The 23,039-nt window shown below is 24.4% G+C and carries 20 protein-coding genes; 6 read left to right on the top strand and 14 right to left on the bottom strand.

What is annotated here, in order from left to right; all coding sequences use genetic code 4:
* Nucleotides 1-139 precede the first annotated feature (139 nt).
* Together ACD762_RS04790 and ACD762_RS04795 are read left to right on the top strand one after the other, a co-directional pair.
* A complete protein-coding gene (locus tag ACD762_RS04790) occupies nt 140-1,051 on the top strand; it encodes a CorA family divalent cation transporter (protein WP_423362810.1) in 912 nt (303 codons plus the stop codon).
* A gap of 73 nt (nt 1,052-1,124) precedes the next feature.
* Nucleotides 1,125-1,634 carry a hypothetical protein gene (locus tag ACD762_RS04795; RefSeq protein WP_423362811.1) on the top strand — a complete coding sequence of 170 codons (510 nt, stop codon included), beginning with the start codon at nt 1,125-1,127 and terminating at the stop codon, nt 1,632-1,634.
* 33 nt (nt 1,635-1,667) lie between these two features.
* Here the strand turns inward: ACD762_RS04795 and ACD762_RS04800 are convergent, their stop codons facing one another.
* Together ACD762_RS04800 and ACD762_RS04805 are read right to left on the bottom strand one after the other, a co-directional pair.
* Nucleotides 1,668-3,011 carry a short-chain fatty acid transporter gene (locus ACD762_RS04800; RefSeq protein ID WP_423362812.1) on the bottom strand — a complete coding sequence of 448 codons (1,344 nt, stop codon included), beginning with the start codon at nt 3,009-3,011 and terminating at the stop codon, nt 1,668-1,670.
* Between the two features lie 197 nt (nt 3,012-3,208).
* Complete coding sequence (locus ACD762_RS04805) at nt 3,209-3,406, bottom strand: hypothetical protein (RefSeq protein WP_423362813.1); 198 nt, start codon at nt 3,404-3,406, stop codon at nt 3,209-3,211.
* 132 nt (nt 3,407-3,538) lie between these two features.
* Here ACD762_RS04805 and ACD762_RS04810 point away from each other — a divergent pair, with 132 nt between their 5' ends.
* Complete coding sequence (locus ACD762_RS04810) at nt 3,539-3,991, top strand: hypothetical protein (RefSeq protein WP_423362814.1); 453 nt, start codon at nt 3,539-3,541, stop codon at nt 3,989-3,991.
* Nucleotides 3,992-4,455: 464 nt separating this feature from the next.
* Here the strand turns inward: ACD762_RS04810 and ACD762_RS04815 are convergent, their stop codons facing one another.
* The 8 genes from ACD762_RS04815 to rnmV form a co-directional block, all read right to left on the bottom strand.
* Complete coding sequence (locus ACD762_RS04815; protein ID WP_423362815.1) at nt 4,456-6,525, bottom strand: ATP-dependent DNA helicase RecG; 2,070 nt, start codon at nt 6,523-6,525, stop codon at nt 4,456-4,458.
* A gap of 72 nt (nt 6,526-6,597) precedes the next feature.
* Nucleotides 6,598-6,921, bottom strand: a complete 324-nt coding sequence (locus ACD762_RS04820) for a hypothetical protein (protein ID WP_423362816.1) — start codon at nt 6,919-6,921, stop codon at nt 6,598-6,600.
* Between the two features lie 268 nt (nt 6,922-7,189).
* Nucleotides 7,190-8,491 (bottom strand): pyrimidine-nucleoside phosphorylase, encoded by a 1,302-nt coding sequence (locus tag ACD762_RS04825; protein WP_423362817.1) that lies wholly within the window; start codon nt 8,489-8,491, stop codon nt 7,190-7,192.
* A gap of 11 nt (nt 8,492-8,502) precedes the next feature.
* Nucleotides 8,503-10,380 (bottom strand): ABC transporter ATP-binding protein, encoded by a 1,878-nt coding sequence (locus ACD762_RS04830; RefSeq protein ID WP_423362818.1) that lies wholly within the window; start codon nt 10,378-10,380, stop codon nt 8,503-8,505.
* Entirely contained in the window at nt 10,374-12,110 is a 1,737-nt protein-coding gene (locus tag ACD762_RS04835; protein WP_423362819.1) for an ABC transporter ATP-binding protein, read from the bottom strand. The genes ACD762_RS04830 and ACD762_RS04835 overlap by 7 nt, the downstream gene beginning before the upstream one ends.
* On the bottom strand, nt 12,094-12,954 hold the full coding sequence (ispE, locus tag ACD762_RS04840) for a 4-(cytidine 5'-diphospho)-2-C-methyl-D-erythritol kinase (RefSeq protein WP_423362820.1): 861 nt from the start codon (nt 12,952-12,954) through the stop codon (nt 12,094-12,096). The genes ACD762_RS04835 and ispE overlap by 17 nt, the downstream gene beginning before the upstream one ends.
* 5 nt (nt 12,955-12,959) lie before the next feature.
* Nucleotides 12,960-13,826 (bottom strand): 16S rRNA (adenine(1518)-N(6)/adenine(1519)-N(6))-dimethyltransferase RsmA, encoded by an 867-nt coding sequence (gene rsmA / locus ACD762_RS04845; RefSeq protein ID WP_423362821.1) that lies wholly within the window; start codon nt 13,824-13,826, stop codon nt 12,960-12,962.
* A complete protein-coding gene (gene rnmV, locus ACD762_RS04850) occupies nt 13,819-14,349 on the bottom strand; it encodes a ribonuclease M5 (protein ID WP_423362822.1) in 531 nt (176 codons plus the stop codon). The genes rsmA and rnmV overlap by 8 nt, the downstream gene beginning before the upstream one ends.
* Before the next feature lie 306 nt (nt 14,350-14,655).
* On the opposite strand from rnmV, the gene ACD762_RS04855 reads away from it, so the two are divergent.
* Nucleotides 14,656-14,829, top strand: coding sequence for a hypothetical protein (locus ACD762_RS04855; RefSeq protein WP_423362823.1), 174 nt, complete (start codon nt 14,656-14,658; stop codon nt 14,827-14,829).
* Nucleotides 14,830-14,901: 72 nt separating this feature from the next.
* Here ACD762_RS04855 and ACD762_RS04860 read toward each other — a convergent pair whose 3' ends face one another.
* The 4 genes from ACD762_RS04860 to ACD762_RS04875 all read right to left on the bottom strand — a co-directional run bounded on the left by ACD762_RS04860 (nt 14,902) and on the right by ACD762_RS04875 (nt 20,701).
* Nucleotides 14,902-15,177: a TM2 domain-containing protein gene (locus tag ACD762_RS04860; RefSeq protein ID WP_423362825.1), complete on the bottom strand. Its 276-nt coding sequence runs from the start codon at nt 15,175-15,177 to the stop codon at nt 14,902-14,904.
* 446 nt (nt 15,178-15,623) lie between these two features.
* Complete coding sequence (gene yfmH / locus ACD762_RS04865; RefSeq protein ID WP_423362826.1) at nt 15,624-16,892, bottom strand: EF-P 5-aminopentanol modification-associated protein YfmH; 1,269 nt, start codon at nt 16,890-16,892, stop codon at nt 15,624-15,626.
* Nucleotides 16,885-18,126: an EF-P 5-aminopentanol modification-associated protein YfmF gene (gene yfmF, locus ACD762_RS04870; RefSeq protein ID WP_423362827.1), complete on the bottom strand. Its 1,242-nt coding sequence runs from the start codon at nt 18,124-18,126 to the stop codon at nt 16,885-16,887. The genes yfmH and yfmF overlap by 8 nt, the downstream gene beginning before the upstream one ends.
* Entirely contained in the window at nt 18,116-20,701 is a 2,586-nt protein-coding gene (locus tag ACD762_RS04875; protein ID WP_423362828.1) for a DNA translocase FtsK, read from the bottom strand. Before ACD762_RS04875 ends, yfmF begins: the two co-directional genes overlap by 11 nt.
* Nucleotides 20,702-20,849: 148 nt before the next feature.
* Between ACD762_RS04875 and ACD762_RS04880 the strand changes: the two genes are divergently transcribed.
* Both ACD762_RS04880 and ACD762_RS04885 read left to right on the top strand, forming a co-directional pair.
* Nucleotides 20,850-21,896: a hypothetical protein gene (locus tag ACD762_RS04880; RefSeq protein WP_423362829.1), complete on the top strand. Its 1,047-nt coding sequence runs from the start codon at nt 20,850-20,852 to the stop codon at nt 21,894-21,896.
* On the top strand, nt 21,896-22,906 hold the full coding sequence (locus tag ACD762_RS04885) for a metal-dependent hydrolase (protein WP_423362830.1): 1,011 nt from the start codon (nt 21,896-21,898) through the stop codon (nt 22,904-22,906). Before ACD762_RS04880 ends, ACD762_RS04885 begins: the two co-directional genes overlap by 1 nt.
* The last annotated feature ends 133 nt before the right edge of the window (nt 22,907-23,039 follow it).

The raw sequence follows: 23,039 nt of genomic DNA on the forward strand, positions 1-23,039 counted from the left end.
TCTTCTTAAAATAAGTACTAAATCATTACTTTATTATACAGTATTTTTAATTATAATGCTTAATATTTTCTATTTTATTACATATTATTTTATCTTTTGTTCAAAATGATATATATTGTAATTTATAGAGGTGTTAAATATGGAAAAATTTCATTTTGAAAATCAAAAAATTGTTAATTCAGATATTGAAAATTGTACAATTATATTTACTACAAAAGAAGAAATAACTCAAAATCCGACTTGGCTGTCAAAGCATTTTATGCATTCACTTGCCCATTTAGAACAAAAGCTGACTTTTATTGAGTATTATAAAGATGATTACTTTGGTAATCTAAACTTAAATTACAATGAAAATAAATCATTAAGTATGTTTTTTGCATCTAATGGAGAAAAGTTGTTTTTTGTCATTGAAGAAGGTACAAATATTAATCGTTTAATTAACATGATAAATAGAGAGTTGAAAAAACAGCCTTTTACTTCAACTAAAAATAGTTATTTATTAGTACTAATAATGTCATTAGTAATAGTAAGTATAAAAGATTTAACAAAAAAATTTCAAAATAGAGTTGAAAACTTAGAAGATAATATTATTCTTGATAATGAAAGAAAGAAATATAATTTATTAATCTTAAAATTAAGAAGAGATTTAGAAAATATTAGAAGAAGGATAGAAGAAGTAAGCGATTTTTTAGATATTTTAGGTTATCAAGTAGAAGATGAGCAATATAAACAATATATAAAACTTATTTCAAATAGAGCTTCAAGAAGTTATGATAATATAAAGATTTTGATTGATCATACTTCTCAATTAAAAGAAATGTATCAAAATTTACTAGATATTGGTTTGAATAATTCGATGAATATTATGACTGTTGTTTCGATTATATTTTTACCATTAACTTTAATTACTGGTTGGTATGGTATGAATGTCGATTTACCGATATTTGATACTAAAAATAATTATATTGTTCCCTATTTAATAACAATTATATCTATTTTAGTAACTGTATGGCTTATTAGAAAATATAATTTTCTAAATAAAAATAAATAATTTCTTTTTAGCATTTTATTTATTTATTTTTCATAAAAAAACGGTATAATAACATTAATCGAAAGGAAGATTAATGGTGAAAATTAAGAAAAAATATATTTCTATGTTGGTTTTAGTTTTTTTAATTGGGATTGGTATATATGTAAATAATGATAATTTAAGTTCAAGTTACAAATCTACATCTAAACAAGATAGTATTGTTAATGATTATTTAATAAGAGCTAGTTCACAATATAAATTTAATGATTTTGATTCTAAATTTAATGAAAGTAATAATACTTTAAATTTAACTAGTGACAAATTAGCTCAATGCACTTTACAGTTTAGTTTTGACTCGTCAAATAACAGTGTAACAGGTTTAGTAGTTTCTTATGATAAAAATAACTATGATAAAGAAGATCATTACAAATGTATTGAATATGGTACAGCAATGACAGTTAATACAACTATGCTTAAAAATCAGACATTAACTACTGAGTTTTATAATAAAATGAAAGAAATAAATTGGAATGGCAAAATTAATTATGAAGGATATGAATTAAATATCTCTGAATATACTGTAAGTATTAAAAAAATAGTATAAAAAAAATCTACAAAATTGTAGATTTTTTTATATTTATAAGACTAGGAATACTCCACAAATAATTACCCCTGCAACTATCAAATCGACTATACAATAGCCCATTATATCTTTTGCATTAAGTTTAGCAATACCTAAAGCAGGTAAAGCCCAGAATGGTTGAATCATATTTGTCCATGCATCTCCCCAGGCAATTGCCATTGAAGAATGTGCAGCATCAATTCCTAATTGTTGAGCAGCAGGCAGAATTATTGGACCTTGAATTGCCCATTGACCACCACCACTAGGAATGAAGAAGTTAACAATACCAGCATTTAAGAATGTTACAACATTAAATGTAGTTTCGTTTGTAAGATTTACTAAAGCTGTTGAAATAATAGATCCAAATGAATCACCATTAACACCAACTCCAGCCATTATTCCCATGATACCAGCATAGAATGGAAACTGTAAAACAATTCCAGCACTACCTGAGATACCTTCTTGAATAGCTCTAACATAATTAATAGGTGTTTTGTGTAAAATTAAACCTACAATTAAGAATATAAAGTTAACAATATCTAAGCTTAGTAAGAAGCCTGAATCCTTAAAGTATCCTACTATAAATACTAAACCAGCAATGATAATAATACCACTTAAGATTCTAGAATTTTCTAGTTTATCAGAAAACTTTTTCTCAGTTACTTTATTTGTTTGATTTTCTTCAATGAATATTTTAGGATCTACAACAATTGCTTCTTCTTTTTTAGGATGCATAAGCATGTTAACTAAAGGAATAGCAATTAATAATAATACTATTATAGTAATATTAAAGAAGCTAAAAATTGTTTCAGAGCTAGGAATTGGTGCTGTAACTACTCCACCAGTTGCTGTTTTAAGTGTTTCTCCACCAGTTGCTAAAGCTAGTGGAATAGAACCTGAAAGTCCACCATGCCAAACTAAGAATCCAGAATAAGCACTGGCAATTAATAGTGGATAATCCACATTTTTAACTACTTTTGCAATTTCTTTTGCAAAAATTGCTCCAATTACTAGTCCAAATCCCCAATTTATTACATTGGCAATCATGGCTACTAATGTAACTACAATAATTGCTTGAGCTGGTGTTTTAATTTTTAAAGCTATCTTATGTAAGGCTTTTTTAAATAACGGTGCACTTGCCATAGCATATCCAGTAACTAAAACTAAAACCATTTGCATTGCAAAGCTTAATAATGACCAAAATCCTGTATACCAGTGATTAATTAAAGATATTGGTGTGTTTGAGGTAGTTAGTAAACTACATACATAAACAAAGATTGTCAGTAAGATACAAAATACAAAAGGATCTGGTAAATACTTTTGAACTAAACTGACTAGAAATTTCGATATTTTTTTCATATTATAATACCTCCCATACATATGATATACACTTATGATGGAAATATCAATAGATATGAACCTTTTGTGAAATTTATTATACTTTTATATGAAAAGAAGAATAATCTTAATATAAAGTAATTAAATGATAAAGTAATCATATAATATTTAACGATATCAAAAAGACTGTATTTATTTCATAAAATACAGTCTTAACATTAAAGCTTTCTTCTACTTGTAAGTGTTTTGAGTAATGCTACAGCTCCCATAACAATTACTGTTGTAATAGCTTTTTGAGTTTGTTTATTAGAAATTGTTTTATTTCCATATTCTTTAGCCTTATCAAAATATTCTTGGTATTTACCTTTTTTTGATTCATCATCAAGATTTACAAATTCATTTTCTTTATCATTCATGATAACACCCCTTTTATCAATATTATCATACAATTAATATAATAATTAGTCGTTTGCAATAAAAATATATTGTATTATATTTTCTATTATTTATTCAAATAGCTACAATAAAAATAAAAAGAGGTGTATTATATGGAAAAATCTACAAAGTCAATCACTAAATACTTAGAAGGTTTGAGTAAAAAAGATCAAGAAGTATTCAATGTATTATTAAACATAGTTTATAGTATAAATCCTAATATTAAAGGTAGTATATATACTGGTAAATTTTGGAATGGCAGTGATCAAAACATTATTGCCTTTAAAGATATTTCAATGATTAAAGCTGATAAAACACAAGTAGAATGGTTTGCATTAGGGCTTGCAAGGCAAAAAAACTACTTTAGTATTTATGTAAATGTTTACAATAATGATAATATTCCATTAATAGAAGTTTACAAAAGTAGGCTAGGTAAAGTTAAAACTAGTAAAACAAGCTTAAACTTTACTAAGTTAGAAAGTGTTAATTTAGATATTTTAACAGAACTTTTTAAGCAAGCCTTAAAAATGTGAAAAAAAATTATCGTTAAAGTTGCCAAAAAGTAAACTTATGTTGTAGAATATAAAAAGGATATCCCGATTATGTATTCTCATGCATAACATTTAGTCTTTTCCCTTTTTAAAGGCTAACCTTAATATTAAGATTTTTCAAAGAATATATTTATCATTTCTTAAATAATTGTTCAAATTATTTAAATTTTAAATGTGCTATAAAATATAAATAATATGGATATTTTAGAAATATCTATACTTTCATTCCTAAAAATTTTCAAAATGTTTTATTAGTTGTGTGGTGAAACTTTTCAAAATTATACATAGAAAGTGTAACTTAATATATTTATTGAAATAAATTATTTTCTAATAACTTAATTGATCAATTATTATTAGTATTATGTGTTTAATTATCCCTAACTTCTATTATGAAGTAAATTAAATTAAAAAGAAGTTATTATTTACATAATATTTCTTATAAAAAAACCGCTTAAGCGGTTTTTTTATTGTGAAAATATTTATATTGATTGATAAAAGTTTAAAGAATCAATAAGATGTTGATGTTTTTTTAACCACATTTGAAATTCTTCAACACTATTTGAAAAATCATTAGCATCCTTTAAAGCGTGTTTAAATATTTTTTCATGAGTTACAATATTTGCTAAATTAAATGTAGGTAATCCAGATTGTTTTACTCCTAGCATATCACCAGGACCTCTTGTTTCTAAATCGTATTTTGCAATTTCAAAACCATTATTATTATTAGTAATGAAATTTAACTTGTCTATGGCCTGTTTTTCATCTGATTCGCTTAAAAATACGCAATACCCTTGTTCTTTACCTCTACCAACTCTTCCTCTAAGTTGATGCAATTGTGAAAGTCCAAAACGATGTGCATCATATATTATTATACAATTAGCATTTGCAACACTAATTCCTACTTCAATTAGTGATGTAGCTACAAGTATATCATATTCATGGTGTGCAAAATTTATCATTGTTTCATCTTTTTGTTCATTTTTCATTTTACCATGCAATATTCCTACTTTATATTTATCTTTAAAATACATTGATATATTCTTATAGACATCTATAACATTTTTAGTATCTACTTCAGAACTTTCTTCTACTAAAGGTGTAATAATATATACTTGTTGTTTTTTTTCAAGTAAAGCTATCATTTCATTCATAAATGGCTTTAATGATTTAGATTTATAATAGTAAGATATAATTGGCTTTTTAAATGGTAGTGGTTTTTCCATAGTACTAATACTTAATTGCGAGTAAACACTCTGTGCTAGTGTTCTTGGAATTGGTGTTGCACTTAACATTAAAGAATCAACAGTTTTCCCTTTATTTTTTAATGATTGTCTTTGAGCTACACCAAATCTTTGCTGCTCATCAAAAATTATAAGTCCTAAGTTTTTATAGATAACTGTTTTTTGATATATCGCATGTGTTCCTATTAATAGATCAATCTTACCTTTGTTTAAATCTTCTAAGATCACAGTTCTTTCAGCATTAGAAGTTGATCCAGTTAATAAAGCAATGTTTAATTCAATATCTTTAAATATATCTAAAGCTTCATGATAGTGTTGAGTTGCTAAGATAGTTGTTGGTGCTAAAAAGGCACTTTGAAAACCACTCATAAAAACCATGTAACAACTAATTAAAGCAACTAATGTTTTTCCACTACCAACATCCGCTAACAATAATCGATTCATTGGTTGAGAATTAATTAAGTCTAAATATATTTCATTTAACACCTTTTTTTGATCGTCACTTAAAGTATATTTTAAAGTGTCTAATAAATAAGGAATATCTTTGATATCAATATCTTTATTATATCCTTTAATTTTACTATTGTTCTTTCTTTCAATAATTGATTGGATAGCATAAAGAAAAAACTCTTCATAAATATGGGTTTGTAAAGCTTTATCTAATTTAACTTTATTAGTTGGAAAATGTAATTGAGCTATAGTTGTAATCTTATCTAAAAGTTTATATTTTACAAGATATTCATTGGGAATATCAGATTCTAGTTGATCTTTCACATTTGAAATTATTGGTATTAGTAAATCTTGAAATGATTTATTATTATAACCAGTTGGTAATGAGTATTTAGGATGAATTCCTTTTATCTCATCAATGTTACCAGTAAATATTTCACTAGCGGTTATAGTGTTAGTAGCTGTAGAGTAGATACCTTGTATTATTAGATATTCTGCCTTTTCAAATTCAACTTTTCTAAAGTGTCTATGAAATATTACAACTTTTACTTTTTTATCATCTATAATCACTTCAAAATTCATTCTACTTTGTTTAGGGCGATAAAAATTAATCTTTATTATTGAATCAAGAATAGATAATAAGAAAACTTTGCCTTCTTGAAGTGGAGTTATTTCTCTATAATCATATCTTTTTGGAAAATAATGGATTAAATCATTAATATTATTTAGATTCAATTCTTCTAATAGTTTTAATCTTTTTGCCGTAAATACAATCTTTTTTTGTTTATTAGTTTTTTTATCTGTATAATCAATAGATTTAAGTTCTATTAATTTAGTATTTAAGTTTATATTGTTCATTGTATCACCTTGTTTATTATACCATTTATAAATTAAACATTGTATCAAATATTAAAATAGGCAACTTTAATATTACTTATAATCACTTGAATACTTTGAAAACACCCTATTTAGTAAAAATATTGTGAGTAAGGTACATATTATAAAAGCCGCATTAATTATTTTAAATCTTTTAGCTTTTATTTTATTGTATTCACTCATTTTTTTTATTTCTAAACCTTGTTTATTTAAATCATTAAGTGGAGTGTACTTATTAATATTTATAATATTGTTTTTAATTGTTAATGTATTATGGAATAAATTTCTATTTGGCATATTTATTACATTATTACTACTGATAAGTAAAAATAAAGCAATAAAGATCATAATAGTTCTTGTATATTTAATTGTTTTCATAATTTCACCTTTTACCTTTTTACGCATCGACAATATGATAACATTTTTAGATTTGTAATGTCATTCGAAACGATAATTAATTTTACTATATTTAAACTATATGTTAACATTAATAACCTAATTATTAACTTTTGCAATACTATCAATATTTTTTATACTATATTTATAGCTATTTTTAAGTGCTATAAATATTATTTAGAGCATATAATATTTATTTTTTGCACAAAAAAAAGATGTCTTTTGACATCTTAAATTATCTAAATATTTACTATGAAATTATTTCTTTTATTAGTGCGGTATTGGGATTTTGATGTTCAGAATATATTAAAGCAGCTTTAAATTTTTCTATTATTTTATTATCTACTTCTTTATTGGTATACAATGTACCTACTATATCACCTTTGTTAATATAATCATTAATCTTATGTTTTAGTACTATTCCAGCACTAAAATCAATATTATCTTCTTTAGTATGTCTACCTGCTCCAAGTTCTAAAGCTACTTGTCCTAACTCTAAAGCATTTACTTCGTGTAAGTATCCTTCTTTATCACTTACAATCTCAAGTACTGTTTTAGGTTCACTAAATTTTTCTGGTGTATCAATATAAGTTGTATCACCATGCTGTGCTGCTACAAAAACTTTAAATTTATTAAATGCCTTTTCATTATGTAAGTTTGCTTCTAATATAGTATAAGCCTTTTCTACATCAGTCTCAATTTTAGCTTGAACTAGCATTATAGCTCCAAGTTTTAAACATATTTCAGTTAGATCTTTTGGTCCATTACCATGCAAAGTATCAATTACTTCTTTTATTTCTAATGCATTACCTATTGCATATCCTAGTGGTTGATTCATATCTGTTATTACTGCTTTTACATCTTTATTTAAGCTCTTTCCTATTTCTACCATTGTTTTTGATAATTTCTCTGCTTGTTTAAGATCTTTCATAAAAGCACCTTTTCCTACTTTAACATCTAATAGGATAGTGTCTGCACCACTAGCTAATTTTTTTGACATAATACTTGAAGCAATTAGTGGTATTGATTGTACTGTTCCTGTAACATCTCTTAAAGCATATAATTTTTTATCTGCAGGTACTAAGTTGCCTGTTTGTCCAACAATTGCTATTTTGTTTTTATTTACTAGACTTACAAATTCTTCTAAAGGTATTTCTACTTGAAAACCAGGTATAGCTTCTAGTTTATCTATTGTTCCTCCTGTATGACCTAAACCTCGTCCTGACATTTTTGATATTGTAGCATTTGCACTTGCAAGTAATGGAGCAAGCACTAAGGTAACTTTATCCCCTACTCCACCTGTTGAATGTTTATCTGATTTTATTCCTTTAATTTGACTTAAATCAATTATGTCACCACTATATAGCATTGAATTTGTTAAATTAACTATTTCATCATTATTCATATCATTTATTACAATAGCCATTAATAAGGCTGAAGCTTGATAGTCTTTTATTTCTCCCTTAATAAATCCATCTATAAAATATTGTATTTCTTCTTTTGTTAATGCCTCTTTATTTTTTTTCTTTTCTATTATTTCTAAAATATTCATATATTTTCTCCTTAACTATTCATTGCTTGTATATTTTTATAATATATTGTATTTTCATTCATCAGTTGTTGGTGATTACCTTGTTCAACTAGTTTACCATTATCGATTACATATATCATATCACTATTTGCTATTGTAGCAACTCTATGGGCAACAATTGTTATTGTTGTATCTTTTGAATAATGGTTAATCAAATTATTTATAGCATTTTCACTTTCCATATCTAAATTAGAGCTAGCTTCATCTAATATAAGAATTTTTGGTTTTTTTATTAATGCTCTAAGTAAAGCTATTATTTGTTTTTCACCCATTGATAGGTTATTTGAAGATTCTGATATTTGCATTTCAAGTCCCAAAGGGTTATTTATGATAAAGTCTGCTCTTGCAATTGTTACTAATTGCATTACTTCTTCTTTTTTTATTGTATAATCATAAAATACTATATTTTCGTATATTGTGCCTTCAAAAAGATAAGTTTTTTGTAGTACTAATCCAATATTATTTCTTAATGATTTTTTACTATAACAATCGATATTTTTATCATCAATATAAATAGAACCACTGTTAATATCATAAAACCTCATTATTAATGATATAATTGTTGATTTTCCACTTCCTGTTGCCCCAACAATTGCATTTCTTTTATTTGGTAAAAATGAAATATTAAAATTTTCTAATATATACTTATTATTGTACTTAAAAGAAACATTCTTAAAGTCTATTTTACTATTTAATATTTTAATATCATTCTTATTACTTTTATTAGTTGGCTCTTGTAAGTATTTAGATACTCTTTTTATTGAAACCATTATTGAATTGTAACCGTTCAACATATGGATTAATTCTAGTAATGGGTAAGTTATTGAGTTTATAAAATAGATTATTAAATAAGCAAGTCCTGCACTTAATACTATTTTTTCATTTAAAATATTAAATCCAAAATATGTAATAACTGCTAATATAAAAGCTCTTTGTAAAAAAGTAACAAGTGTCCAACTAAATAATGATTCTGTTATTAAAGCTTTTTTTGATGCATTATAATAGTTGTTAGCAAATTTATTAAATTTATTCTGTGATGTTTTTTCTTGTTGATATGTTTTTATTATATCAATACCTTTTATTTGTTCATTTGTTAATGAATTCATATGTTCTAATGAATCTCTTTGTAATTCAAAGGAACTAACTACTTTTTTTACATATAATTTAATCCAAACAATTGTAATTGGAATCATAAATAAGGCTATTATAAATAATGGTATTGAGATAAATAAGGTTGTGAATGTAATACTAATATACACAATAAAGCTATTTAAAATTATGTTTCCTACTTCTAATACTAGTCTATAATATGTATCTGTATCATTTATTATTTTAGTTAGTATTTCACCATCACTATTATTATCAAAATATGATATTGGTAATTCAAATAATTTTTTTAAAGATTTTGATCTTAAATCATAAATTGATTTTCTTGCTACTGTAGCAATGTTTAAGTCTGCAATATACATCAATAAGGCTGCTACTAGAAAACAGGCGAAAAATATATATAATTTATAAAATGATTTTTTGTATATTAGATTTATTACATTTTGTTTATCACTATTATTTAATTTTTTATTATCTAAATAATAATTACTATTTTTATCTCTTGTAAGTTTAGCATCATTTTCATTCTTAGACATTTCATATTGTTTGTTATTTATGAGTATCTCACCTTTATTAGCAAGTTTCCAATGGGAGTTAGAAAGAATGTTATCATCTATCATATCTTTTACTAAAAATGGAGCTGTAATACTTATTAATATAGTTATAATTATGGTTAAGATAATAGTCTTAAGATATGAAAATTTGTATTTTTTAATATTTTGTATTATTAGTTCTTTTATCATAATAAGCTACCTTCTTGTAATTTATAATTATCATTAAACCAGCCTTCACTTTTTAAAAGTTCTTGCATACTTCCTTCTTGAATTATTTTATTATTTTGAAGTACTAATATATGATCTTGTTTTTGAATACTTGTTAATCTATGAGTAACTAATACAATTGTTCTATCTGAGTAATAATTTTCTAAATTATTCATTATTTGTTTTTCTGTTTTTAAATCAACTGCAGAAAAGACATCATCTAATAACAATAGATTACTACTTTTTATTAAAGCTCTTGCTAGATTTAGTCTTTGTTGTTGTCCTCCTGAAAGATTTGTTCCATTTTCACCTATGATAGTATCAAGACCATTTTCAAAATTTAAAACTTCATCTAATAGTGCCGCATGCTCTAAGGCTTTAAGTATATCTTCACTATTAGCCTTTGGATTTCCTACTAAAAGGTTATCTTTAATGCTCATATTAAAAACTTCATTTGTTTGTGATGCATATGAAATTAATGCTAAGTATTCTTCTTTATTATAATCTGTAATATCATTACCATTTATTAGTATTCTACCTTTTTCATTATGTTGGTAAAGCATAAGTAATTGTCTTAGTAAAGTTGATTTACCGGCACCAATTTTTCCAACAATTTTTATTTTTTCTTGATCATTAATTTTTAAATTTATACTGTCTAGTATTTTATGACCTTTATTATATGAATAATCATAGTCAATAAATTGAATACTTTCTATTTTTGAAATATTTTTACTACCATAGTAAGTATTATCTATTGGATATTCTTGTATTTCATTTATTCTTTTGTAGCTTGTTGCACCTTTTTGAAGTGTTCCAAATACTAATTGCAAGGCATAAATTGGCCAGTCTAACATACCAATATATAAATTAAAAGCTACTAACTGACCTACATTAATCTCTGAATTTGAAAGCAGGTAAATACCATACATTATTGATATTGAATAAATTAAGCCATAGAAAAAACGATATATTGGACCTAATAGCACTCTAATTTTTTCTGTTTCTATTCCTTTATCATAAGTTGTTAGATTTTTATCTTCTAGTTGTTTTAAGATAACATTTTCTTTATTAAAGGCTTTAATAATTTTTATACCTTTAATTGATTGTAATACCTGGCTTGAAAAATAAGAAATATTTGATTGTAATATATCATATTTTTTAGCCATCTTAACACTGATTATATTAGCACTAATACTTAAAAGTAATAGTGGTATTATTACTATAATTGTCAGCGTTAAGTTTGTAGTAAAATACATAGCAATGACAATCATAATTATTGAACTTAATGATTCTACAACAAAATAAACTCCATCACCTACTGCTAGGGTTATGTTTTGCATATCAAGAGTTAATCTTGTTAATATATCTCCTATTTTAAATTTCAAGAAAAAGTCATTGTCAACTTTAATTATTTTATTGAAGATATTTGTTTTTATGTCAAAATTATATTTTTCACCAACTATATATAATAGATATATCCATAAAAAACCTATTCCATAACCTAAAATCATCATTATTATTAAAATAAAGATGATTTGTGATAGATTTGTAATATTTAAGGTATTGTTTGTAATATGGTTTATAAAACTTCCAACAATTTGTGGACTTAGTAAGTTAAAAGTTGTAGATACAATTAAAAAGAAGATACCACTTATATAGTATAAAGAGTATCTTTTAAATGGTATCTTTAATAAATTAATTATTTCTTTCATAATGTAAAGTTGTTACGTATACAAAGTTCTTTTTATTTTTATGAGATTTTTTTACCTTTTTCAAAACTTCATCTGATTTTGTAAAGGCAAAAATTGTTGTTCCACTTCCACTTACCATACTTACATCAACGCCTAATTGATTTATTTCATCTATAAATTTTTTTATTACAGGTCTTATTTGAATTGAACTTTCTTGAAGAGAGTTTTTTATATTTTTAATTATAAAATCATAATCATCATCTTTTAATGCCTTTATTAATCCTTCTATATCTGGATGTACTAAGTCATCGATTTTCAAATTTTCATAAACTGCTTTTGTTGAAACACCTTTACTTGGTTTTATTAATATTACATGTATTGGTGACAAGTTACATTCTAATGGTTGTATTTGATCACCATAACCACTTACACGACAAATAGTATTATAGAAGAAGAAAGGTATATCTGAACCAAATTCTTTGGTAAAGTCTATTTTGTCTTGAATATTCATATTTAAATGAAACATTTCATTTAGTGCATCTAAAGTAGCAGCAGCATTAGAACTTCCGCCACCTAAACCTGCTTGCATTGGAATTGATTTAGCAATATTTACTCTTATTCCTCGATCTATTCCATAGACTTTTTTAACTTTTTCAATTACTTTATAGACTAAATTTCTATTATCTGTTGGTATATACATATTAGTACATGTTAATACTATCTTATTTTCTTTCATTGTTGAAAAGAATAGTTTATCAAACAGATTTACTTTACACATTATCATATCTAAATTATGATAACCATCAGCATATTTATTTTTAATATCAATTGCTATATTTATTTTAGCGTAACTATGCTTTATCATTATTATTACTCCTTTGCTATATAATTACTTAAATCTATTATCTGTTGAAGTGTTAAATTTTCAGCTCTTAATTTAGAATCTAGATTTAAAGCATCTAATATTTGTTTAGTTTTAATTTTATCATCATATAATTCATTTAAATTATTTAAAATAGTCTTTCTTCTTTGTTTAAATAAAACTCTTAGTAATTTAAAGAATAGTTGTTCATTTTCTGGTTTATTTTGTTCTTTTTTTATTGTGAATAGCACTACTGCACTATCAACATTAGGTGCTGGAATAAATACATTTTTAGGTACCTTTATTACTATCTTAGCCTCACTATAATACTGAGTCAGGATTGTTAATGAATTATAATCTTTGGTATCTTTTTTAGCACTTAATCTATTTGCAACTTCTTTTTGCATCATTGCAGTTATACTTACTAGATTAATAGAAGATTGATTTTCAAATAACTTTATAAGTATTGGAGTTGTTATATAGTATGGAAGATTAGCAACGACGACTAAATCTAATGTAGGATCAAAATGTTTAGCTACTAATTCTTTTAAATCGACTTTTAAAAAATCCTCATACACGATATCAATATTATCATAGTCTTGTAGTGTATCTTCTAAGACATCTTTTAATTTTGTATCTATTTCAACACTAACTACTTTTCTTGCAACTTTAGCAAGTTGTTCTGTTAATGAGCCTATTCCTGGACCTATTTCTAATACATTAGTATTTTTATCAATATTAGGTTGAGCAACAATATTTCTAACAATATTGTTATCTACTAGAAAGTTTTGCCCGTAATTTTTTTTAGCAACCATATTATACTTTTTTAGTATATCTAATGTCTTACTTTTAGTTGCAATATCTTGATTATTCATCTAATTCTCCAATCATTTTTTCTAATTTTTGAAAACATATATTCATCATATTTAATCTTTTATATAATGTTTTAGCATTACATCTTCCAATATTTAGTTTATTACAAATTACTTCTCTTTTTTTAGCATTTCCAATAAGTCCTAAATCTATATATTCTTGCCAACTAAGGCTATCATTTTCAGTAAACTCTTTGACATCCTTTAAGGCTGCTTTTATATTTTCATCAGTGGCATGTTCAACGCCAACTTTTCTTTTTACATTATCAATAGCATCTATTTTTCTTATAAAGGCATGCTTAGCATTTGGAACAGCATCACTAACTATTCTTCTTATTTTTTCTCCGGGAAAATCAGGATCTGTAAATATTATTATTCCACGATTTTTTGCGGAAGCTTTTATTAAATTCAAGGTAGAATCTGATACTGCTGATCCATTAGTTACTATAACATCTGCATCATATATTTGTTTGATTTTGGTTGCATCATGTTCGCCTTCTACTACTATTATTTCTTTAATTTTCATATATATCACCGATTATATTATAACATTACAAATCTTAAAAATCTCTATCTATTGATAAATACTTTATGTAAACATTTATCAAAAATAAAAACTTTAGTTATGTTTGTTCCCACAATACTTGTTATATTCATTTGTTTTAATTTAAATATAAAATGTCATTTTTATAAGAGGATTTGATTATAATTAATTGTAAAGTAACTAAAACACTATAATAAATAAAATATTTTAGATTTATTAGTTTATTTTTAATTTAAGCATTTATTTAACTTAGGAATTATTTTATAATATAAATATGAGGTGATAATAATGGGAATTAAAACTAATAGTCATAATGAGATTGCTGATGCATTAACTAAAAAGTTAAATGAAATAAAGGTTGAACAACTAATTACTGAGTTTATAACTAGCAATCCTGATGTAACAAAAGAAGAAATTGAAGCATATAAGAATGAATTGAATAAACAATATGGAATTGTTTAATTCATATTTATGTAATAAAAAAAGGCAATACATTAAAACATGATGTTTTAATGTATTGTCTTTCTTTTATATTTAGTTTAAATCCCAACTCATTGTATCTGTAGTTAATATAAATATTAGATCAACAAGTAACCATATACCTAATGCCACTAATAATAAAATCCCTATCATTATCCCCAATGTTAGCCATCCTACAATATTTAGTATTAGCTGAAAGATACCTATTGTTTTGTCCTCACGGTAAAAGTTATGAGCTCCAAAAGCCCCAAGAAAAAACCATAATAATAGTGCTATTAATTTAGATTTAGGTTTTTCAATAATTACATTTTCACATGTATCATTTTGCATTAAATCCACCCTTTCATTTTGTGTTTAACATACATAATGTATACACTTATTATATTATAATTTTAATTTATTGTACAGTTAATTTTCATTATAAGCACTCAAAAACTGCAGATAATAACCACAATAGTTTAATAAAAGTTAAACATTATAACAAATCAAATGTATATATTTTGTTTTCTAAACTAGATATTAATCATTGATTATATATTAGTTAGGTAAATATAATAATTTTTATGTAATAAAATCAGCATATTTTATATCTATTCTCTATAGTACCTACAAATGACAATATATGTTTTAACTATTATCTGATCATAATATTTCTAATATTTTGTATCTACTTAAGTAATTTTCTATTATTTTTTTATTGTTTATGTAATTAACAAAAAAATACCCAATAATCTAGTCAGGGCTTTCCCTGTCTGTTATATTGGATATTTAGAAAATTATTTTTTTATTATTTTAGTTATTGTACTATACTCTAAATTGAATAATTTACATAATTTATATAAATCTTCTATTGTAATGTCATTTATTTCATTTAAGACATTAAATAAATCATAGTTATCAAATTTATATGAGATAAAGGTATTTGCTATTCCTTCTGGGTTGTTAAACATTCTTATAAAATCACCTGTATATCTAGCTTTTATTCTATTAAAATCATCTATTTTTATAAGTTTAGTTAGATCTTGCTTGAAAAAAGTTGATAAATAGTTAGTTAAATATTTATCATCATCAGTTGCAAATCCAAATTGCATATATGCATATTCATTTACATCATCTTGGGTATATGAATATTGGTAGTGATTAGTAACTTTTTGATTTTTCAATAAATCTTGAAAAAAGTTATTTGATTTAGCAAATAATGCATCTAGTAATATTCCCATTGCTAAATCTTGTTTTAATGGTGTTAAGACATATTCATTTACTTTAAATGAGAACATGTATTTTGTATTTGATACATCCATTTCTTTGATAACTTCTTTTTTATTTACTTCTTTTGGTTCTTTTACAATAATATTACTTAACTCTATTTTTTCAAATTGTTTTTTATTTTGATTATCTTTTATTAATTGTTCAATATTAGCTAAATCAAAACGACCACAAATGAATAAAACCATATTTGAAGGATGGTAGAAGTTGTTATAATATAACTCTAAGTCTTCTTTAGTAATTTTAGATATTGTTTCAGTTGTTCCTGCAATATCAATTTTTACTGGATTATTGTGATACATTGATTGTAGTGATTGAAAGAATAATTGCCAATCTGCATCATCTTCATACATGTTTATTTCAGATGATATAATTGGTTTTTCTTTTTCGACACTTTTATCTGTTAGTTGTAAATCTTGAACAAAGTCTAACAATGTTTCTATGTTTTCATTTACATTGTTTGTTGCGGTAAATAAATAAGCTGTTTTATCAAAACTTGTAAATGCATTTGATGAAGCTTGTTGACTTGAGAACTTATCCATTACATCATAGTCATTTTTTTCAAACATTTTATGTTCTAAAAAGTGAGCAGCTCCATCTATTACACTGTATTCTTTGCCATTTGATATAAATTTTGAATTTACTGAACCAAATTTGGTAGCAAATATTCCATATGTTTTATAGTAATCTGGTTTGTTTAGAAGATAGACTTCTAAGCCATTATCACATTTAAAAGAGTATAATGTTTCGTCAATTAGTTTGTAGTATTTTTTATTCATTTTTATCACCGCTTAATAAATATATTGTTTTTAGTTCAAATAGATTGGCAATTTTTATTATGTCTTCTCTATTTACTTTATTTATTTGTTCAAGATCTTGATTTAAATCTGTTGTTAAATCTTGCATTAATCTATTTACTTTATACATTACTAGTCCTGCTTGAGAATCATTTGTCTTATTAATGACATCACTCATTACTATTTTAGCATCTTGTAGGTCTTGATCACTAAATTCTCCATTCTTTATTTGTGTAAGAATGTCTTGTATTAATGTTGCTGTTTTTTGATAATTTTTTCGTTCTATTCCTGACATTACTGTTAAAGAATTTGAGTATTGTTCATACATTGCTCTTATTGTGTAACATAAATTTTCTTTTTCTCTAACTATTTTGAATAAATAAGAATTTGATCCCATTCCAAAAATCGCATTAAATATTAAAACTTTATGATAGTCTTCTTTTTGCAATTTATTTTTAGTACTAAATCCTAATAGTAATTTTGATTGTACTATTTGTTGTGAATCTATTATTTCTTGAGTTGTTGTTGTTTTATTAATATTGTAAAACTTAAAAGATTCTTTATAATTTTGTACTGGTATTGTATTTTCTAATAATTTAAGTATTATATCATAATCTTGACTAGATACTATTCCTGATATTATTGGTGTTTGTTTAATAAGTTTTTTATGAATGCTTTGAATATCTTCTTTTTCTATATTTTCTAATTGTTTTAAATATCCTGATTCATTTAAGGCTAATGGATAATTTTTTGCAAATGTCTCAAAATATTTTTCAAAAGCATAAGATGTTTTATCATCATATGCTGCTTTAATTCTTTCTGCTAAATCATATTTTCTTAAGTTAAATGTTTCATCATCAAATAAATTGTTATTTTGTAATGGTTTGTAAATATATGTAAGTAATTCTTCAATAACTTTTTCTAAATAGTTTTGTGTTTTATCTAAATACTTACTGCTAATAAAACTAGTATTGAAATCTATGACAATATTTTCACCTTTTAAACTTGTATTAATATCAAACTTCATACCATATAAAGTATCTAAATAATCTGATGCAGCTTTATATGATCTATGTTTATCATTACAATAGACCATATATATTGTTAATAATGATATTAAAGTTGTATTCTCTTTGTTTGCTTCAACTAAAAAGCGAATATTTAAATAATTAGTTTTAAATTTATCTTCTTTTATAATGTTGTAGTTATTTTTCATCTTTTCACTCCAATTCTTGATTTTGTATTAATACATGTCTTGGTTTGCTACCTCTTTGTTCTGAAATAATGCCATTTCTTTCCAAATCATCTATTAAATTTGCGGCTCTATTATATCCTATTCTAAACTCTCGTTGAATTTTTGAAGTAGATACAGTTTCTTGTCTTTTTACAAAGTCTTCTATTTCATCATACATGTCATCTTGTGAGCCATTTTCTGTTTGACTTGTATCTGAAAGATTAGTAAATATTTCATTTTCAATTTGTGGTATTCCTTGTTTTTTTATTGCGAAAACTACTTTTGTAATTTCTTCATCCGATAGATAAGCTCCCTGAACTCGTGATGGACCACCTAAATGACCAGCTGGAGCATAAAGCATATCTCCTTTACCTAGTAAGCTCTCTGCTCCTCCTGTTCCTAATATTGTTCTTGAATCTATAGATGAACTAACAGCAAATGCTATTCTACTTGGTAAGTTGTTTTTTATAACTCCCGTTATTATATCAGTTGAAGGTCTTTGTGTTGCAACTATTAAATGTATACCTGCAGCTCTGGCTAATTGTGTTATTCTCATTATACTTTCTTCAACTTCATTTTTAGAAACTAACATTAAATCAGCTAATTCATCAATTATTACAACTATGTATGGCATTTTATTCATATGTAGTGATTCATCAGCACATGTTTTATTAAATGATTCTACATGTTTATTATAATCTTCAATTTTTCTAGTGTTAGTTGATGACATTAGTTTATAACGATTTTCCATTTCTACTACTACTTTTTTCAAAGCAACACTGGCCGCTTTTGGATCGTTTACAACTGGTGTTAATAAATGTGGTATATCATTATATATTGCTAGTTCAACCTGTTTTGGGTCTATCAATAATAGTTTTAAATCATTATACGAAGCATTCATTAATAAAGAAACAATAACACTGTTTATCATTACAGATTTACCTGCTCCTGTTGAACCTGCTATTAGTAAATGCGGCATTTTATCCATTGAAGCATAAATAGATTTACCATTTATATCTTTTCCTATTCCAAATACTAATTTGTTTTCTTTATTGTAATCAATATCATTCAATACTTCTTTTAAGGTTACAATATTATTTTTAACATTTGGAATTTCTATACCTACTAATGCTTTTCCAGGAATTGGTGCTTCAATTCTTAATTCTTTAACTGCTAATACCATTTTTATATCATCATACATATTTGATATTCTATTTACTCTTATTCCAGCATTTAAGGCAAGTTCAAATTTTGTAACAGAAGGACCTATTATTATATTAGATACTCTTGCATTTATTTTATATGTTTTTAAAAAATCCATTAAACTTTGTGATTGTTGAGTTGCATATTTCTTATTTATTGATACTGCATCACTTGTCATAGGATTACTTAATAAATCAAAAGAAGGTAATTTATATTTTTTCTCATCATTCTTAAGCTTCTTTTTAATTTTTATTTCTTGAACTTTTTCATTTATTGTTTGCTCTTGATTAATATTTGTTATATTATCTTGTTTTAATAATTTGTCTTGAGTTAATAATTTACTTTGGGCAATCTTTAAAATATCTAAATCATCTACTTCAAAAGGTATACTTGCTATGTCTTTTTCAGCAATTTCAATATCACTTATTTGATTGTCATCATTAAAGATAGATGTATTACTATCTGAAGTATTATTTCCACTACTATTAGTTATTTCATCTATAATACTTCCATATTGTAACTGATCATTAATATCTTGCTTATTATCGGTTTCATTATTAATCTGTTTAGGAGTAGTATCATCATTTTTAAAAAAATCGATTATTTTATGTTTTGATTTTTTCACTTTTACTTCATTTGAAGGAATAGTATTAATTTTTTCAAATTTACTTTCTTTATTAAAATTAAATATTTTCTTAGGTTTTTTATTTTCTATATTATTTTGTTCTAAAATATTACTTTGCTTATTATTTTCTTTATTTTGTTCTTTTATTTCTTTTCTTTCTGCAATATTATCTTTAATTTTTATAGTTCTTTCATTTATTTTAGCTGTTCTATTTTTTAAAACTTCACTTACACTAACCATATAATATATTATAATTCCTATTATAATAAATATGAAAGCAATTAAACCGGCTCCATAATAGCCACCAAAATTAGAAAATATACCAAAGAAAAGCATTTGTAAATATCCTATTGGTAGGTTATTTATATTTTGATTGTTTAATGCTGCAAAACCAGCAGCAGGTGAATCAATACAACCAAACATTACCATTGTTCCAATATTTATAAATAAAGCACCTATGATGTATCTAGATGTTAAATTTAATGATTTTCCATTATATAAAATGTAAAAACAATATAAAATTATTTGAAACATTACTAAATAAAAAGGAATGTCACCAAAAATATTTTTCAAAAAGTTGTTTAAATAATCTCCTGCTTGTCCAAGAGAAAAAACTGCAATAACGATAACTGCAATTACTAATAAAGAAATGATATAATTTATTATTTCTTTTCGCTTTTGTTGTTGAATTTGCATTTGTTTTTTGCTTATTCTTTTTTTCTTTGCCACGTTACCACCTCAAAATATATTATAACATATCACTATCTTATTTAACTAAAAAGATAGAAATATCGAATTTAATTTTACTATTCACTAACAATTAATAGTGTATGTGCTATAATTACTATATTATAAAAGAGTGATTGAGGTGGAAGATTTGAAACTATTTTTAGATGTTGACAATACGATATTAGAGCATTCTGGGTTTTATTCATTATCTACTGAAGGAAGAATTCATTCTTCTATTAGTCAGTATCCTTTTGAAAATGAAAAAGCTATCAATATGATGTATGATAGCTCAGTTTGTCGAAATCCTGATGTTGTAAAAGAATTATTTTATTCGGATGATGTATATATTTTGACTAAGTATGCATCTATTGAATATGAAGTTGGTAAACAAAAAAGAATTGCAGATTTATTTGGAGTAAGTGTAGAAGAATTAAATAATTTAAAAGATGACAATGGCATTAATAAATATATTTGTTTAGATAATAATGAATCTAAAGTTGATATTGTTTATGAGTTATTTCAAATTGATAATTTAAATGATTGTATTTTATTAGATGATTATTCTACTAATTTAATTGAATGGCAAAATAATGGTGGAATTGCTATTAAATATTATAATGAATATAATAGTCCTAATCATCCAACTAGAGGTATTTCTATTTCTAACTTTGATTTTTTTAAACCTTTGATATCTAAACAACCATATAAGAATTTAATGATTGTGTGCGAAAATACATTTAAACTTCAGTATTTTTCTAAAATGATGGAAGAGTATTTTGATTTAAATAAAGTTGAAATTATTAAACTTGTGTTGAATGATTTAGCAGATAAATTTAATTTTTCAAAACAACATTTTAAACAAAAGTATGATATTAAGAATTTTATTGTAGAGTATTATTATTTTATAAATGCTTTTGATCAAAACTATTGGCACAACTATTTCATAGCAAATTTAGGAAGAAATTTAGAAAATGCTCTTATTTGTTCTTCTTTTGATATGGATTTAAGGAAAATAAATATTGCAGATAAAAGTTTAGGGTTAAAAATAATTGATAAAGAGAATAAACCTTCAAGTTATATTTTTGATATTTATTTAACTGTTGATGGTTATACATATATAGAAGATGTTCATGAAACAATGAGTGAATTAGCTAATACTATTGGACATTTTGTTTTAGGAAAAGAGCGTAAATAATGGATACTGTTTCTCATATATGTATGGGAGCTGCAACTGGATTAGTAGTCTCTACAATTGCTAATTCAACTGGAGTAGATGTTAACACGAGTAGTGTAGTTGCTTTATCAATTGCTGCCAATTGTTTTCCTGATATTGATGTCTTGTTTAAACTTAAAAGTAATAATGCCTACATTGCTAATCATCGTGGAAAATCACATTCGATTGTTTTTGCTTTGCTTTGGGTATCAATACTAACATTAATTGGTTATTATTTTGCGCGTACTCATATAGAGGTTTATTTTATTGTTAGTATTTTAGGAGTTTCTTTACATTTATTTACTGATTTGTTAAATGGATATGGTGTTGCTTTATTATGGCCTTTTTATCAAAAGTGGATTGCCTTAGGTATTACATATACATTTGATGCGATCTTAATTGTATTACATATTATTGCTTTTATTGCAATTTTTATTTTTAATACAAATGTGCTTACTACTTTTGCAATTACCTATAGTATTTTAATACTTTATTTACTAATTGCTTTTATTGTTCACTTTCATTTTAAATTTAGATTAATTAAAAAATATGGAAATTATAAAAGATTGATTTTACAAGCTAGAGTACAGCCTTTTACTTGGAAATATGTATATGAAACAAATGATAAGGAATTTTATATGGGCCTTATTATTAGAAATAAAATTGATCAAATACGTTTTGAGAAAAGATTAGAAGTATTAAGTAATGATTTAGAAAAAATATTATATCAAGATAAAGACTATAAAGCTTTTATTGATTTTACTCCAATATATAATTACAAGATAAGACATCAAAGAGATGGTGTCTTGGAAATAAAATTTTATGATTTAAGATATCTTATGGTTAGAAAGAATCAACAATTTTATACTTTTAATTGTTTTATTCAAATTAAGGATAGTAAAGTTATTACTTCATATTTAGCTTTTACTATAAATGAAGAAAATGCTTATAAAAATTTTGAAAAAGTTAAAGAAAAACAAGGTATTAACTAAAATATATATCATTTATATTATTATTGATATTACATAAAATCACTATTATTTATTTAAAGATTCATATTGTCTTTAGTAAATTATAGTGATTTTTTTATGAAAAAAAAGAGTAAATTTCTTTACCCTTTTAAAA

This window comes from Mycoplasma sp. P36-A1, assembly GCF_049478495.1.
Classification (GTDB): Bacteria; Bacillota_I; Bacilli_A; order JAJDGJ01; family JAJDGJ01; genus P36-A1.